Raw genomic sequence first — 15,784 nt, forward strand, 5'->3', positions numbered from 1 at the left:
TGTCCCGCTGTGCAAGTGTCGTGACTCAGCTTTTCCCACAGCACGTCAGAGCACTGTAAGCGGGACCTGTGCGTCCGTCCGTCATCCTTTATTCCGGACCTTCCGGACGCACCCAATAAGCGTCGCGCGACGGCCGAACGGCCCCCGCGATGCCCTCCCCGGAGGTCTGGTCCACGGCACTTCGCGTACACCTGCCCCATGTCGGTGACACCATGTCGCGGTGACCCACGCACGACAGCAGCGCATCCAGGTAGTCGCCCACCGCGGAGCCTCCGAGGACGCTCCAGAGCACACTCTCGCCGCGTACCAGAAGGCGATCGAGGACGGGGCCGACGCCCTGGAGTGCGATGTACGGCTGACCGCAGACGGCCACCTCGTCTGTGTGCACGACCGGCGGGTGAACCGTACGTCCAACGGCCGGGGCGCGGTCTCCGCCCTCGAACTGGCCGATCTCGCCGCCCTCGACTTCGGCTCCTGGAAGGGCCGCGACGAGAGCTCCGAAAGCCCGGACTGGGACCCGGGCCGCAGCCCCGGGCGCGACCGCGGCACGGACGCCGTCCCCGGCGCCTTCACCTCCGTACTGACCCTGGAGCGGCTCCTGGAACTGGTCGCGGACGCGGGCCGTCCGCTCCAGCTGGCCATCGAGACCAAGCACCCCACCCGGTGGGCGGGCCAGGTCGAGGAGAAGCTCCTGGAGATGCTGAAGCGGTTCGGCCTCGACGGCCCGCCCGCGGAGCCGCTCACGCCTCCGCCGGTACGGATCATGAGCTTCTCGGCGCGCTCGCTGCACCGCGTCAGCCTGGCCGCCCCGGCCATTCCGACGGTCTACCTGATGCAGTTCGTGACGCCCCGGCTGCGCGACGGACGGCTCCCCGCGGGCGCCCGGATCGCCGGCCCCGGCATGCGGATCGTGCGCAACCACCCGGGATACATCGCCCGGCTGCACCGCGCGGGGCACCGGGTGCACGTGTGGACGGTGAACGAGCCCGAGGACGTCGAGCTGTGTGTCCGCCTCGGAGTAGAAGCAATCATCACCAACCGCCCCAAACAGGTACTCGCTCAACTCGGGCGCACCTGAGCCCCGTTACTGGGAGTGCTCCGGCGCATCCGTACCGTATTCGATCGTTACGAGTGCATCACTGGCCGCGGGTTGGCCGGTTTCCGGTCCAGGCCATTGGGGAATTCACACCTCGCGTGGGGGCGAAGGAGGTCTCGGGGGTGGCGTTGATGGAGGCACAGGAGGTGCCCACGTCGTCGTGCATGGCCATTCCGCATGGCCCTGCGGGCGTCGGGGCGGCCAGACACCAGATGCGTGCAGAGTTGCGCACAAAAGGGGTGTCCGAATCGGTCGTCGATGATGCGGTTCTGGTCCTTTCCGAACTACTCAGCAATGCCTGCCGGCACGGCAGGCCACTGGGCGCCGCGGAGGTCGGCGACGGTGACGTCCGCGCCGCGTGGGGGGTGGATCCGGCGGGAGCGCTGACCGTGGAGGTGACGGACGGTGGCGGTCCGACCCGCCCGGTTCCGGCCACTCCCTCGGTCACCGCACGGGGCGGCCGCGGGCTGAACATCATCAGCGCGCTGGCCAAGAACTGGGGTGTACGGGACGACCGCGCGTCGGGCGAGGTGACGGTCTGGGTGGTCCTCGACGACAGCCACCGGCACAGCGACTTCGCTACGCGCGTCGCGCCACCGGCGCTGGATTTCGCGATCCCGTTCGACGACCTGGGCTGACGCGTTCGACGACCTGGACTGGCAGGTGTGACGGCCTGGGCGGTCCCGTTCGACGGGCGGGCCGAAGCGCTTCGGCGGGCCCGGCCGGCCCGCGTCCGCCTCCGGGTTCCCGGCCCACGGCCCCGGGCGGTCCGCGGACCCGGATCACGCGCGCGTGCACCGAGTGCCACGTACGTACGGGAAAGCCGTCGGGAAGGCCGTGCCCCCATTGCGGCTAGGCTCGCGCCCAACACCGCACTGCCGCAATGGGAGAAGCACGCATGGCCAAGAAGCGCCCGCAGACCAAGTCCGCCAAGCCGCAGACCGCCAGCAACGAGCCCGTGCCGGTGGTCGGGGCGCGCGAGCCCTGCCCGTGCGGTTCCGGCCGTCGCTACAAGGCGTGCCACGGCCGTGCCGCCGCGCACGCCGTCACCGAACTGGTCCAGCGCCCCTTCGAGGGCCTGCCCGGCGAGTGCGACTGGGTCGCGCTGCGCGAGCTGGTCCCGGCCGCGACCGTCGAGCTCTCCCTCAAGGGCGGACTGCCCGAGGGCGTTCCCTCGGTGACGCTCGCGACCGTCCTGCCGATGGCGTGGCCCGCGCTGCGCCGCGAGGACGGCTCCGTACTCATCGGCCTGCAGAACGACACCCCGTCCGGCGACCTGAGCCGCGACCTGGCCGACACCCTCCAGCGTGCGCTGAAGGCCGAGCCGGGCAACCCGGTCGCCGCCGACAAGGCCGCGGCCGACGGTCCGCGGCTGCAGGACCTGCTGGACGCGGACGCCGCCTTCGAGCCGAACGTGCACACCGGCTTCGAGTTCTGGGTGCCGGACAGCGACAACGCCTCCGCCGAGGTCACCGCCTCCCTGGAGCGGGCCAACGCCGCCGCGATCCCGACCGTGCGGCTGACCGGCGTGGACGCCGCGTACTGGTGCGAGACGCCGGAGAAGAACCACCTGCGGTGGGCCATGCCGCACCCGGAGGAGAAGCTCCTCGACGCGCTCGCCCGGCTGCACGCGGCCGGCGAGTCCTCGCTCGGCGAGGACACCCGGCTGGTCGGCTCGTTCCGCGCGCACGGAATCATCGTTCCGGTCTGGGACCTGCCGAGCGCCATGACGGCCGAGCAGTGCGAGAAGCCCGCCGCCGAGTTCGCCGAGCGGCTGGCCGGGGCGCTCGCCTCGGACGCCCCGCTCACGGCCGAGGAGCGTCGCGCGCGCGGCGGCCTGACCAACCGCCAGGTGACCCTCAGCTGACCGTCGGGCCGCCTCCCGGGCCGGTGATCCGGCCGGCTCCGGGACGGCTTTCGGCCGGTCCACGTTGCGCAGCGCACAAGGGACGGACGGGACATGGTGACCCCCGTCACAACTCCCCGTACTGACCGGTAAATCACTGTCTGAATACACGAGATCGAATTTGCGAACAGCAGATCTCTTGTTACCGTTCTAGGAGCCCGGTCGCTGGTGCATCCCCCGTCGCCAGCGATCGGGCCTTTCATTTCTCCCGCCCCGTACGGCTGAAGACGCGCCGGTCAACGGGTTGCGGAGGGAGCCGAGTTGCTTCCGGAGCGCAACAGCAGCGGTCCTTCCCGCGGACCGGCGAATTCCGAAACCGCCGTGTAGTCCTCTCGCGGTTCCTTCTCCCCGCCCGCGCCCGCCGTCGTCCCGCGCGGTGTCTCGCACAGCCCCGGCTCGTCCTCCGCGCCCACCGCGCACTCCATCCGGACGGTGCGCCCCGCCGGGCCCATGAGGGTGAGCACGGCGTCCAGTTCCTCGCCCGTGGCATTGCGGAAGTACGTACGTGCCCAGGTGTCGCGCCCCTCGGTGAGGACACAGGTCTGCGCCTCCACACCCTCGGGGGAGACCACCTCGGGCCCGCACCGGGCGTGCGCGCGCCCCGGGAGCGGCTTCGCGTCGGCGGTGCCCGCACCGCCCTTGGACCCGGCCGCCACGGCGCCGGGCGCGGCCTCCGCAGGGCCGGGGGCGGCCCCCTCCGAATCCGCAGGTCCGGCCGACGCTCCCGCGAAGGGCAGCAGAACGGTGAACACCACGACGGCCGAAAGCCCGATCATGCGGATATTCAAGGGGAGCGCCCACCTGTCATCTGCCGGGAAATTCGTGACGGTGGGCCGAAGATATCGACGGATGGCGCGCGCCTTGTCGGCCGCGCGCCCAATTCCGCTGAACTCCCGCCCTCTCACACCCTTACGAGTGAGCGTCACACGCCCGTTAACGTCGCGGGTGCGCCGAAGCCGAGGGTGCCCACTCGCGCCATATGCGCGAGTGCACCGCCCGAAACCCGCTCAGTACGCCAGCCTGCTCCCGCCGCCCGGCGCACCGCTGCTGGCCACCACCAGGGCGTCCAGCACCGTCTCCACGTCCGGCAGCCACGGCCTGCCGTCCCGGCCCACGGCCGGCTCCCGCTCCCAGCGCACCTTCCCCGCACCCGTCTGCGAGGTCGGCAGCACCAGATAGCCGCCGTCCCCGTGGAACCTCAGCGAGGAGGGCACCCGGTCCTTCGCGTACAGCAGCTCGCCGAGCCGCTCCAGGGAGTAGGGGGCCACCAGCAGCGACCACCGGGTGGGGGTCGCCACGACCGGGCCGAGCCGTACGCCCATCCGGTCCAGGGAGAGCAGCGCGCGCGCACCGGCCAGTGCCGGGAGGCTGAGCGCGCAGGGGGCGTGGCCCCCGGTGGCCAGCAGCACCGGCGCCGCCGGGCGGGTCTCCCACCACCAGCGCACCATGCGCGCGTCGGTGGTGGCCGCGAGCAGTCCGGGGTCGAAGGGGTGCGCGCCGGGCACCACGCACTCGGGGTCGGGACAGGCACAGCTGCGGCCCGGTCCCGAACCGCTGTCGGTCGCCGCCAGGCCCACGCCGGGAAGCACCGGCCACCTCCACGCGGTGGCGCAGTGCAGCGCCGTACCGGGTGGGGCGGGCCGCTCGCTTCGCCGGAACCGGAGCCTGCGTCGCCTACCGAGGATCTCGCGCATGAGCGCTCGTTCCTTTCCGTTGAACGCCGAGGTCCACATCGCACCATGTGTGCATCACTTCACTGCGCGTACAAAAGACGTGCCGAGCAACTGAGCAGAACGGACTAGCACCGAACAAGGACAAGCACTGAACAGACTGCGGTACGGCAGCCCCACGAGGGCCGGGCGTGAACGTGGCGGAGGGTGGCGCGCACGAGGCGCTTACCCGTCCCGCGGTACGTCGCCGGAGCTTCCGGTTGTGCCTGGACTTACCCGTCGCACTTTCCCTGGTGCTTCCCCGCCGACTCGGGGACCGTGCCGGGCCCACAGCGGATAGGACGCCTGCGCCCGCCGCTGGGTTCCGGGATCGACGGCGGCGCGGCCGCAGTCCCCCGGTCATCACCGAGTCAGATACCCAGCACGGCCGACTATGACGCGCTGTTGATCCCCCTCAGTCGACCCCAAATGCCCGTCGAGGACCGCATTTTTACGCCAAGTTCCCTTTCCTCTGATTCCTCGGTGACACCATGAATCCCCCCAGGACAATGCTGGACATCCCCTCACATGTGCGTGTACATGTGGACCCATTAATAGCGGCGCAGAATGACATGGGGGTTTGCGATGCTATTGAGCGAAACGCACCAGGCGGAAAGCCAGCTGACATGAGCGCCCCGAACGTGCCGAAAGTGGCTGGAATCGATCCTGTGGTTCCTCCCCCCGCGCAGACTCCCGCACCCGCGGGAGCCGTGATCCAGGACCGGCTGGCCGGCTGGGTCTCCGACCTCACCACCCTTCACGAACTCACCGAACGCCTGGTGAGCACCCGTGCGCTGGACGAAGCACTGCACGCCGTGGTGCGCGCCGGAGCGACCCTCGTCGGGGCCCGCCGGGGCCTCGTCGTCCTCGAACCGGCCGACGGCCTCGGCCCCACGAGCACCGTCGGACTGGGTCTCGCACACGCCGAACTCGGCCACATCGAGACGGTGCCGCGCCGGGCGTACGGCGCCGCGTCCGAGGGGGCGCGCGAGGACGCGGCCCCGGGGCCGGATCTGTTCGTCTCAAGCCCCGATCTCTTCCGCGAGGAGGACCTCGATCCGCTGCACCGCGAGGTCGCCACCCGCCTGGGCTACGCCGCCTGTTACGCCCTCCCCCTGACCGGCCCCTCGGGCACCTTCGGGTCGGCCGTCTGGCTGTACGACGAACCGGCCGAACCGGTGGAGCGCCGGCGCCATCTGGCGGGCCTCTACCTCCGGTACGCGGCCGAGCACCTGGCCCGCCTCGTCGAGCTGGAGCGGGCCCACGCGCGCGTGGCGACGCTGACCGAGGAACTGCTGCCCAGCCGGCTGCCCCGGGTCTCCGGCGTGCAGATGGCGGTCCGGCACCGCACCGGGCCGCTCGGCGGCGGCGACTGGTACGACGCGCTGCCGCTGCCCGAGGGGGCGCTCGGCCTGGTCGTCGGCTCGGTCACCGGCACGGGTCCGGGCGCGACGGCCGCCATGGGACGGCTGCGGGCGAGCCTGCGGGCGTACGCCGTCATAGAAGGTGAGGACCCGGTCGCCGTACTGTCCGACCTCGAACTGCTGATGCGGCTCACCGAGCCCGCCAGGTCGGCGACCGCACTGCTGGCGTACTGCGAACCGGCCAAGCGGAAGATCGTCCTGTCGGGGGCCGGGCACTGCCCGCCGCTGATCGTCGGCGAGCGCAGGACCGAGTACGCGGAGACCACGCTGTCCGCGCCGCTGGGGATGCTGTCCTGCTGGGAGGCGCCCAGCGTCGACATCTCCCCGGAGCCGGGCGAGACGGTGCTGCTCTACACGGAGGGTCTGCTGCGCCGCACCGGCGACCCCATGGACCGGGCCTTCGCACGGCTGCACGCGGCGGCTGCCGGCGTGCCGAAGGCGGTCCGCGAGGACCCCGGGGCGATCGCCGACCACATCCTGCGGACGGTGCTCCCGGACGGGCTCGACGCGGTGGAATCGGCTGCCGACATCGTGCTGCTGGCGGCCCGTTTCAGCTGATCAGCACCGTGTGGACGGTATGGGAAGGACGTCGCGCACGACTGATTTCTCACAGTTATCCACAGGCTGGGGAGGCTTTGTGCGTACGGACATACGATGGAGGGCCAGGAGGCGGGAAACCCCTGGCCCTGTGTCGTATGAGGAGACGTGTCGTGTCTGAGGAGCTCAAGCCGGAGAACCCGGAAACCGAGGGTGCCGAGTCCGCCGAGGGTGCGGAGGAGGAAACGCCCAAGCAGCGCAAGAACGGGCTGTACGGGGGCGTGTCCGACGAGCTCGCCGAGAACATGAAGTCCGGCTGGGCCGACACCGAGCTGCGCGACCTCCAGCCGCTCGCCCAGTCGCCGTACGCCGCCGCCCGCCGTGCCGCGCTCTCCGCGCGTTTCCCCGGTGAGCGCCTGGTGATCCCCGCGGGCAACCTGAAGACCCGCGCGAACGACACCGAGTACTCCTTCCGGGCCGCCACCGAGTACGCGTACCTCACCGGCAACCAGACCGAGGACGGCGTCCTGGTGCTGGAGCCGACCGAGACCGGTCACGACGCGACGATCTACCTGCTGCCGCGCTCCAACCGGGAGAACGGCGAGTTCTGGCTGAGCGGCCAGGGCGAGCTGTGGGTCGGCCGCCGCAACTCCCTCGCCGAGGCCGAGCAGCTGCTCGGGCTGCCCGCCAAGGACGTCCGCGAGCTGCCCGAGGCACTGCGCGAGGCCACCGGCCGGGTGCGCAACGTCCGCGGGTACGACGCGGGCATCGAGGCCGCCCTCGCCGACAAGGTCACCGCCGAGACCGACGAGGAGCTGCGCGTCTACCTCTCCGAGGCCCGCGTGGTGAAGGACGAGTTCGAGATCGGCGAGCTGCAGAAGGCGGTCGACTCGACCGTGCGCGGCTTCGAGGACGTGGTGAAGGTCCTCGACAAGGCCGAGGCGACCTCCGAGCGCTACCTGGAGGGCACGTTCTTCCTGCGCGCCCGCGTCGAGGGCAACGACATCGGCTACGGCTCGATCTGCGCCGCAGGCCCGCACGCCACCACCCTGCACTGGGTGCGCAACGACGGCGCGGTCCGCTCCGGCGACCTGCTGCTGCTCGACGCCGGCGTGGAGACCCACACCCTCTACACCGCCGACGTCACGCGCACGCTGCCGATCAACGGCACGTTCTCGCCGCTCCAGAAGAAGATCTACGACGCGGTGTACGAGGCCCAGGAGGCCGGCATCGCGGCGGTCAAGCCGGGCGCCTCGTACCGCGACTTCCACGACGCCTCGCAGCGCGTGCTCGCCGAGAAGCTCGTCGAGTGGGGCCTTGTCGAGGGCCCGGTCGACCGCGTCCTGGAGCTCGGTCTGCAGCGCCGCTGGACCCTGCACGGCACCGGCCACATGCTCGGCCTGGACGTCCACGACTGTGCCGCCGCCCGCACCGAGGCGTACGTCAACGGCACCCTGGAGCCGGGCGTCTGCCTGACGGTCGAGCCCGGCCTGTACTTCCAGGCGGACGACCTGACCGTGCCCGAGGAGTACCGGGGCATCGGCGTCCGGATCGAGGACGACATCCTGGTCACCGAGGACGGCAACCGGAACCTGTCGGCCGCGCTGCCACGCCGCTCCGACGAGGTCGAGGCGTGGATGGCCGCCACCAAGGCCGCCAAGTAGGGGCCTGCCAGCCGAGGTTCGGGGGCGCGTTGCCCGGGGTCCGTCAGGACGCCTGGAGCAGCGCGCCCTCGCGCCATTTCAGGATCTTGTCGAAGGTCACCACCGCGCCCCGGCCGGGGCGGGGCCGGTTGCGGAAGTGGACGTGGTCGGCGAGCTGCTCGATCAGGCACAGGCCCCGGCCGCTCTCCCGGGTGTGCGCGGGACGGGCCGCCCGGGTGCCCCGGCAACGTACCGGGGGAAAGCCGGGACCGGAGTCGGTGACCTCGATGCGGCACTTCTCGCCGTCCAGATAGGCGGTAACCCGGTACTGCGCCGAGTGCGGGCCCGAGGCGTCGTCCCCGCCGTGCTCGACCGCGTTCGCACAGGCCTCGCTGAGGGCGACCGACAGGTCGTAGGAGATGTCCGGGTCGACTCCCGCGGTCTCCATGGCACCGAGCAGCAGGCGGCGGGCCAGCGGAACGCTCGCGGCTTCGCGCCGCAAGTGGAGTGACCACCAGATGCTCATGCTCCAGCCTCCAGGCCGCGGCTCGACATACGAGTACCTATTGCCACTCGGGACGGTCGGTAAGCCAACAATCGGTGTGAGAGGGCTCATTCGGCTGCTGTGCGCACCCCGCACGCCGGTGGAGAAGGGGCGGGCCGGTTTCCGCCCGGCCTGTGACACCGGGCGACTTCCGCGACGTAACGGACGATCGTGAGCTTGTGGACCTGCCGGGTCCACAACGGGGGCACAGTGCGATGATGGCTCCGCCATGTCCCAGCCCGCCCTGTCGGTCGCCCCGCGCGACACACGCAACCGAGCCGCCTCACGGCTCGCGAGGGCCGCGGTCTTCACCGCGGTCTGCGTTGTGCTGTCCGCGACCGGACACGTGCTGGGCTCGACGGCGACCGTGCCGTGGTGGACGCTCGCGACGGCCTTCGCAGGGGTGTTCGCGCTGGCCGCGCCGCTGGCCGGACGTACCAGGTCACTGCCCTCGATCACCTTCGCGCTGACCGCGGGACAGCTCGGGCTGCACGCGTTGTTCGGCCTCGGCCAGCAGCACTCCGCCGCCGCTTCCACGAGCGACAGTGCCCCGCTGGGCGGGCTCGCCGCACAGCTGATGTGCGGCGGCGGCGCGGGGACGGGCGCCGCCGCGGCCCAGGACCCGACGGCCGGCGCCGGACCGGCGGCGGGCGGCCACGCGGGACACCTGCTGTCCGGCGGCCCGACCGCCTCCTCGTCGTACGACGGCTACGGCATTCCGGGTACCGGCGGTGGACGCACCGACGCCTCCGCGGCGGTCGACTGTCTGCACTCGCTGGTCCCCAGCCTCCCCATGCTCCTCGGTCACCTCCTCGCCGCGCTCGCCACCGGCTGGCTGCTGCGCCGCGGTGATCTCGCGCTGCGGCGGCTCGGGGTGCTCTCGGCGTTCCACGCCCAGGAGGTCGCGACCGGGGCGCTCATGGGCTCCCTGCGCGCCGCCCTCACGCTCGTACGCGCCCTGTTGGCGGGTCTTCCCGGGGCTCCCGCGTGCGGCCCCGCCACGGTGCCCGCGCCCTTCCTCGTCCCCGTCCGCACGGGTGAGGACGGCCTGCAGCATTCGGTGATCAGGCGCGGGCCACCCGCGTCGGCGTACTCCCTCGCCGCCTGACGCGACCCCCACCACCCGTACCCGCGCACTTCCGCGTACGGACCAGGAGCGGGTCGCGGATCCGGTGCGCCCCGCCCCGCGCGGGCGTGCCCCTCACCCAATTCGCTCCTGCCTCTGTGGGGTTCACAGTCATGACCGTTTCGCGTATCTCCGCCACCTCCCGCGCCTCCCGGATGCCCCGCGCCGCCGCCGTCGCAGCCGCCGCCGCGGCCTCCGTGGTGCTGCTCGCCGGGCCCGCCTTCGCGCACGTCAGCGTCCAGCCCGTCGGCCCGGCCGCCAAGGGCGGCTACGCCACCGTCAACGTCAAGGTCCCCAACGAGCGCGACAACGCCTCGACGGTGAAGCTCGAAGTGAGCTTCCCGGTCAAGGACCACCCGCTCACCTCCGTGATGCCGCAGGCCGTCCCCGGGTGGACGGTCGAGGTCCAGAAGGCCAAGCTCGACAAGCCGCTGAAGGTGCACGGCAAGGAGATCAAGGAAGCCGTCGAGAAGATCACCTGGACCGGCGGGAAGATCGGCCCCGGCGAGTTCCAGCAGTTCCCGCTCTCGCTCGGTCAGCTCCCCGAGGACGCCGACCAGCTCGTCCTCAAGGCGATCCAGACGTACGACAACAAGGAAGTCGTGCGCTGGATCGAGGCGCCCGCCGAGGGCGCGGCGGAGCCGCAGAACCCGGCCCCCGTCCTCAAGCTGACGGCGCCCGAGGGCGACGGCCACGGGGCCGCCAAGGACGCCGCGGCCAAGGACAAGTCCGCCACCGCGGCCGACGGAAAGGCCGCCGCGGACCAGGGCACGAAGACCGCCGCCGCGGCCGACAGCAGCGACACCACCGCCCGTGTGCTCGGTGTCGTAGGCATCATCGTGGGTGTCGCGGGTGTGGCCTTCGGTGTTCTCGCCGGCCGCCGCCGCGCTGCCTGACCCACCCCCTCGAAGCACAGGATTTCCATGCGCAAGAAGAACGTGATGGTCGCGGCGGCTCTGGTCGCCGCGGCCACGCTCACCCTGTCCGCGTGCGGCGGCGACACCTCGAAGGACGGCGGCCAGTCGCTCGCCGAGGTCTCCACGCCCACCAAGACCAAGGCCGCGACGGTTCTCGACCGGCCCTACACGAAGCCCAACCTCGTCCTGAAGGACACCCACGGCAAGAGCTACGACCTGCGCGAAGCCACCAAGGGCAAGCCGACGCTGATCTACTTCGGCTACACCAACTGCCCCGACGTGTGCCCGCTGACGATGAGCAACATCGCCGTCGCGTACAAGAAGCTGTCGAAGGCCGAGCAGGAGAAGCTCCAGGTCGTCTTCGTCACCACCGACCCGGACCGGGACACGCCGAAGGAACTCGGCAAGTGGCTCAAGGGCGCGGGCAACCCCGACTTCATCGGGCTGACCGGCGACTTCCCGACCATCCAGGCCGGCGCGCGCCAGATCGGCGTCAGCATCGAGCCGTCCACGAAGGACAAGGACGGCAAGGTCGTGTCCATGCACAGCAAGCAGGTCATCGCCTTCTCGCCGAAGACGGACGCCGGCTACGTGCTGTACACCGACGAAGCCACCGCAGAGGACTACACCGCCGATCTCCCGAAGATCGTCAAGGGAGAAACCCCGTGAACCGCCGCACCACCCGCACCACCCGCATCGCTTCGCTCGCCGCCATAGCCCTCGCCGGCTCGCTCGCCCTCACCGGCTGCAACGGCGACTCGGCCGACAAGTCGGCGAACGCGAAGACCACCGAGGCCGCCGACGCCAAGCCGCAGCTCGCCGTCACCGGAGCCTTCATTCCGGAACCCGCCATGGACGACATGGCGGGCGGCTTCCTCACCGTGAAGAACAGCAGCACCGTCGCCGACAGGCTGACCTCCGTCACCGCCACCGGCTTCGCCGGCAAGGCGGAGATCCACGAGACGAAGGGCGGGAAGATGCAGCAGGTCAAGTCCTTCGACATCCCCGCGAACGGCACGCTCGACCTCAAGCGCGGCGGCAACCACATCATGTTCCTCGAAGTGAAGAAGAAGCCGAAGAAGGGCGACAGCATCCCTGTCGAGCTGCACTTCGAGAAGGCCGGCACGGTCAAGGTCGACATGCCGGTCGAGGCCGCCACCCACAACCCGCAGCAGCACCACTGAGGGGCTGAGCGCACACCATGACGGACACCGTCCCGCACCTTCGGACACCGGCCGCACGCGGCCGGACCGCGTCGGACCGGGCAGCAACGGACCGGGCCGCAACCGGCCGGGCCACGCGGGCCCGGCTCGCACCGGACCGGACGGCACCGGACCGGACGGCACTGGCACGGGTGGCACTGGCACGGGTGGCACCTGCCGGAATGCCGGCCGCGCCGGGCACGGCGATCTTGGGCGCACCGGCTCTGGCCGCCCGCGTCCTGCTCGCCGCCGCCGTGCTGCTCGGCGCGCTGCTGGCGCTGCTCGCGGGGGCCACCCCCGCCTCGGCGCACGCCGCGCTCACCGACAGCAACCCGAAGGACGGGGCGGTGCTCGCCGCCGCTCCCAAGGAGGTCACCCTCAACTTCTCCGAGCAGATCGCCCTCGGCGACGACGCCATCCGGGTCCTGGACCCCGACGGCAAGCGTGCCGACACCGGCGAGACGCTCGACCTGTGCAGCGGAAGCGTCGTCAAGTACGGCATCGCGCTGCACGGCGGACTGCCCGACGGCACGTACACCGTCGCCTGGCAGGCCGTCTCCGCGGACAGCCACCCCATCTCGGGTGCCTTCACCTTCTCCATCGGCGCCCCCTCGAAGAGCAACGTCGCGCTGCCCACCCAGGAGGCCGGCGGCGGTGCGGTCGGCGTGCTCTACGGCATCGCGCGGTACGCCGCGTACGCCGGGTTCATCGTGCTGGTCGGCGGTGCCGCCTTCGTGCTGGCCTGCTGGCGCAGGGGTGCGGCCGAGCGGTCGATGCAGCGCCTCGTGGTGCGCGGCTGGCTGCTGCTGGCCGCCGCCACCCTTGTGATGCTGCTGCTCAGGGCCCCGTACACCGGTTCCGGACAGTTGTCGGGCATCTTCGACCTGACCGCGCTCAAGGCCGTACTGACCACGAAGACCGGGGCCGCGCTGGTGTCGCGGCTGCTGCTGCTCGGGGCGGCGGCCCTCTTCGTCGCGGTGCTCTTCGGGGCGTACGCGCGCAAGGCGGCGGACGCCGACACCGGCCCTGCCCGTGACCGCGACTCCGACGGGGACGGTGACCGGGACCCGGACGACGAGGACTCCTCACAGAAGGACCTCACCTTCGGTCTCGCCCTCGGCGGCGGGGTCGTCGCGGCGGGCATCGCCGCGACCTGGGCCATGTCCGAACACGCCTCGACCGGACTCCAGCCGGGCATCGCGATGCCCGTCGACGTGCTCCACATGCTGGCCGTGGCCGGCTGGCTGGGCGGTCTCGCCGCCCTGCTCGTCGCGCTCTACCGCGCGCCCTCGCTGGAACGCGCCGCCGTACGGAACTTCTCCCGGTTCGCCTTCGGCTGCGTCGCCGTGCTCGTGGTGACCGGGATCTACCAGTCTTGGCGCCAGGTCGGCTCCTGGACCGCGCTCTTCGACACGACGTACGGGCAACTGCTGCTGGCGAAGATCGCGCTGGTCGCGGTCATGGTCGGCGGTGCCTGGTACTCGCGCCGGTGGACCGCCCGGCTGGCGGAGGGCGCGGCCCCGGAGGCCGAGGCCGCCGCCGTGCTGGAAGCACGGGCCGCGGAGCCGGAACCGGAGTCCGAGCCGGAGCCGGTGACCGTGCCCGAGGACCCGAAGCGGGCCGCGCAGCTCGCCCGGCAGCGGGCCGCCATGAACACCGCGCGCGCCAAGCGCGTCCGCGACGCCGACCCCGAACGCACCGGGCTGCGCCGTTCCGTCTTCGTGGAGGCGGGGGTCGCCGTGCTGCTGCTAGCCGTCACCACCGTCCTGACCAGCACCGAACCGGGCCGCACCGAGCTGAAGGAGGCGGGCCGGGCCGGTACCTCGGCCTCGCCCGCCGTGCCCGACCGGCCCGTCGACCTCAGCATCCCCTTCGACACCGGCGGCGACGGCGGCCAGGGCACCCTGCGCGTGCAGATCACCCCCGGCCGCACCGGCAGCAACGCCCTGCACGTGTGGGCGGAGTCGACCGCGCGCAAGCCGGTGGACGCACCCGAGCTGAAGGTCGCCCTCACCAACGAGGAGAAGCAGATCGGTCCGCTGCCCGTCGTGCCCGACAAGCTGGCGCCCGGACACTGGAGTGCGAGCGGCGTACAGATCCCGATGGCCGGGACCTGGAAGCTGGACGTGACGATCCGTACGTCCGACATCGACCAAGTAACCGTGAACAAGAACGTGAAGATCGGCTGACCGGCGTGACCGAGACCCCTCCCACCCCTTCCTCCTCCGAGCCGTCGTCCTCCTCCAAGCCGTCGCCGTCGAAGGCGTCGTTGTCGTCGAAGGCGCGGCAGTCGCCGAAGCGGGCCGCGGCATCCGGTGCGTCCGGTGCGTCCGGTGCGTCCGCCGGTTCCGCACCCGCCTCGGAGATCTCGCGGCGGCGGCTGCTCGGTACGGCGGGGGCGGCCGGGGCCGCCGGGCTCGTCCTGGGCGCGGCGGGCGGCGCGGGGGTCTCCGCCGCACTCTCCTCGAACGACGACGGGCCCGCCGCCCTGACCACCCTCGGCTCGACCGCGGCGATGTTTCACGGGAAACATCAGGCAGGAATCACCACGCCTCTCCAGGCACGCGGCCACCTCGTCGCCTTCGACCTGGCCCCCGGCTCCGGCCGCAAGGAGGCCATGGCCCTGTTGCGCCGCTGGTCGACGGTGGCCGAACAGCTGATGGCGGGCAGGCCGCTGGCCGGTGCGGACACCGGCGTCGCATACGACGCGGGCCCCTCCTCCCTCACCCTGACCTTCGGTTTCGGCCGTACCTTCTTCGACCGCACGGGCCTGGCGTCCAAGCGCCCCGGCGCGCTGGACCCGCTGCCGGACTTCTCCTCCGACCACCTCGACGCCCGCCGCAGCAACGGTGATCTCTGGGTGCAGATCGGCTCGGACGACGCGCTGGTCGCCTTCCACGCGCTGCGGACCGTCCAGAAGGAGGCCGGCGACGCGGCCCGGGTGCGCTGGCAGATGAACGGCTTCAACCGTTCGCCCGGCGCGACCGCCTCCCCCATGACCGCCCGCAACCTGATGGGCCAGGTCGACGGCACGGGCAACCCCAAGCCCTCCGAGCCCGACTTCGACCAGCGCGTCTTCGTCCCGGAGAACGGCGACCCCGCCTGGATGGCGGGCGGCTCGTACGTGGTCGTACGACGTATCCGGATGCTCCTCGACGACTGGGAACAGCTGCCCCGGGACCAGCAGGAGCAGGTCATCGGGCGGCACAAGAAGGACGGCTCCCCGCTGACCGGCGGCGACGAGCACACCGAGCTCGCCCTCGACAAGACCGGCCCGAACGGCAGGCTGGTCATCGCCGCGGACGCCCACTCCCGGATCTCGGCACCCGAGCAGAACAACGGGGCCGCGATGCTGCGCCGCCCGTTCTCGTACCACGACGGCATGTCGGCGGACGGGGTGCCGGACGCGGGGCTGCTGTTCATCTGCTGGCAGGCGGACCCGATGCGCGGCTTCGTACCCGTGCAGCGCAAGCTCGACCGAGGGGACGCCCTGTCGAAGTTCATCCGGCACGAGGCGAGCGGCCTGTTCGCGGTACCGGGCGGCGCGCAGAAGGGCGAGTACGTGGGGCAGCGCCTGCTGGAGGGCTAGGTGTACTGACCCGTGAGGTTGGGGACGCGGCTGGCGGGTGGTTGGCCCTTGAGCGCGGTGTGTCCGCGGTGGTGATTGTAGGTGTGCAGCC

At 71.7% G+C, this 15,784-nt stretch carries 14 protein-coding genes; 11 read left to right on the plus strand and 3 right to left on the minus strand.

Annotated features, from left to right (window positions below):
• Positions 1-220: 220 nt before the first annotated feature.
• From ACFYVL_RS35675 to ACFYVL_RS35685, 3 genes are all read left to right on the plus strand, one after another.
• Positions 221-1,078, plus strand: coding sequence for a glycerophosphodiester phosphodiesterase (locus ACFYVL_RS35675; protein WP_389252463.1), 858 nt, complete (start codon positions 221-223; stop codon positions 1,076-1,078).
• A gap of 53 nt (positions 1,079-1,131) precedes the next feature.
• Positions 1,132-1,734: an ATP-binding protein gene (locus ACFYVL_RS35680; RefSeq protein ID WP_389252465.1), complete on the plus strand. Its 603-nt coding sequence runs from the start codon at positions 1,132-1,134 to the stop codon at positions 1,732-1,734.
• Positions 1,735-1,994: 260 nt separating this feature from the next.
• A complete protein-coding gene (locus tag ACFYVL_RS35685; protein WP_389252467.1) occupies positions 1,995-2,963 on the plus strand; it encodes a DUF5926 family protein in 969 nt (322 codons plus the stop codon).
• 275 nt (positions 2,964-3,238) lie between these two features.
• Here the strand turns inward: ACFYVL_RS35685 and ACFYVL_RS35690 are convergent, their stop codons facing one another.
• Together ACFYVL_RS35690 and ACFYVL_RS35695 are read right to left on the minus strand one after the other, a co-directional pair.
• Complete coding sequence (locus ACFYVL_RS35690; protein ID WP_389252469.1) at positions 3,239-3,778, minus strand: hypothetical protein; 540 nt, start codon at positions 3,776-3,778, stop codon at positions 3,239-3,241.
• A 231-nt stretch (positions 3,779-4,009) separates the two neighbouring features.
• The gene (locus ACFYVL_RS35695; RefSeq protein ID WP_389252471.1) at positions 4,010-4,696 is read right to left on the minus strand and encodes a bifunctional DNA primase/polymerase; all 687 of its coding nucleotides are present in this window, start codon (positions 4,694-4,696) and stop codon (positions 4,010-4,012) included.
• A gap of 524 nt (positions 4,697-5,220) precedes the next feature.
• Here ACFYVL_RS35695 and ACFYVL_RS35700 point away from each other — a divergent pair.
• Positions 5,221-6,693 (plus strand): PP2C family protein-serine/threonine phosphatase, encoded by a 1,473-nt coding sequence (locus tag ACFYVL_RS35700; protein WP_389252473.1) that lies wholly within the window; start codon positions 5,221-5,223, stop codon positions 6,691-6,693.
• A gap of 152 nt (positions 6,694-6,845) precedes the next feature.
• Positions 6,846-8,336: an aminopeptidase P family protein gene (locus ACFYVL_RS35705; protein WP_389252475.1), complete on the plus strand. Its 1,491-nt coding sequence runs from the start codon at positions 6,846-6,848 to the stop codon at positions 8,334-8,336.
• Positions 8,337-8,379: 43 nt separating this feature from the next.
• On the opposite strand, the gene ACFYVL_RS35710 is transcribed toward ACFYVL_RS35705, so the two are convergent.
• On the minus strand, positions 8,380-8,841 hold the full coding sequence (locus tag ACFYVL_RS35710) for an ATP-binding protein (protein WP_389252477.1): 462 nt from the start codon (positions 8,839-8,841) through the stop codon (positions 8,380-8,382).
• 247 nt (positions 8,842-9,088) lie between these two features.
• Here ACFYVL_RS35710 and ACFYVL_RS35715 point away from each other — a divergent pair, with 247 nt between their 5' ends.
• The 6 genes from ACFYVL_RS35715 (at position 9,089) to efeB (ending at position 15,693) form a co-directional block, all read left to right on the plus strand.
• The gene (locus tag ACFYVL_RS35715) at positions 9,089-9,967 is read left to right on the plus strand and encodes a hypothetical protein (protein ID WP_389252479.1); all 879 of its coding nucleotides are present in this window, start codon (positions 9,089-9,091) and stop codon (positions 9,965-9,967) included.
• Between the two features lie 173 nt (positions 9,968-10,140).
• The gene (locus ACFYVL_RS35720) at positions 10,141-10,881 is read left to right on the plus strand and encodes a YcnI family protein (RefSeq protein WP_389252496.1); all 741 of its coding nucleotides are present in this window, start codon (positions 10,141-10,143) and stop codon (positions 10,879-10,881) included.
• Between the two features lie 27 nt (positions 10,882-10,908).
• Complete coding sequence (locus ACFYVL_RS35725; RefSeq protein WP_389252481.1) at positions 10,909-11,571, plus strand: SCO family protein; 663 nt, start codon at positions 10,909-10,911, stop codon at positions 11,569-11,571.
• Positions 11,568-12,086, plus strand: a complete 519-nt coding sequence (locus ACFYVL_RS35730; RefSeq protein WP_389252483.1) for a copper chaperone PCu(A)C — start codon at positions 11,568-11,570, stop codon at positions 12,084-12,086. Before ACFYVL_RS35725 ends, ACFYVL_RS35730 begins: the two co-directional genes overlap by 4 nt.
• Positions 12,087-12,286: 200 nt before the next feature.
• A complete protein-coding gene (locus tag ACFYVL_RS35735) occupies positions 12,287-14,293 on the plus strand; it encodes a copper resistance CopC/CopD family protein (RefSeq protein ID WP_389252498.1) in 2,007 nt (668 codons plus the stop codon).
• Positions 14,294-14,373: 80 nt separating this feature from the next.
• A complete protein-coding gene (gene efeB / locus ACFYVL_RS35740; protein ID WP_389252500.1) occupies positions 14,374-15,693 on the plus strand; it encodes an iron uptake transporter deferrochelatase/peroxidase subunit in 1,320 nt (439 codons plus the stop codon).
• Positions 15,694-15,784 lie beyond the last annotated feature (91 nt).

Source organism: Streptomyces sp. NPDC004111, assembly GCF_042874215.1.
In the GTDB taxonomy this organism is placed as follows: domain Bacteria; phylum Actinomycetota; class Actinomycetes; order Streptomycetales; family Streptomycetaceae; genus Streptomyces.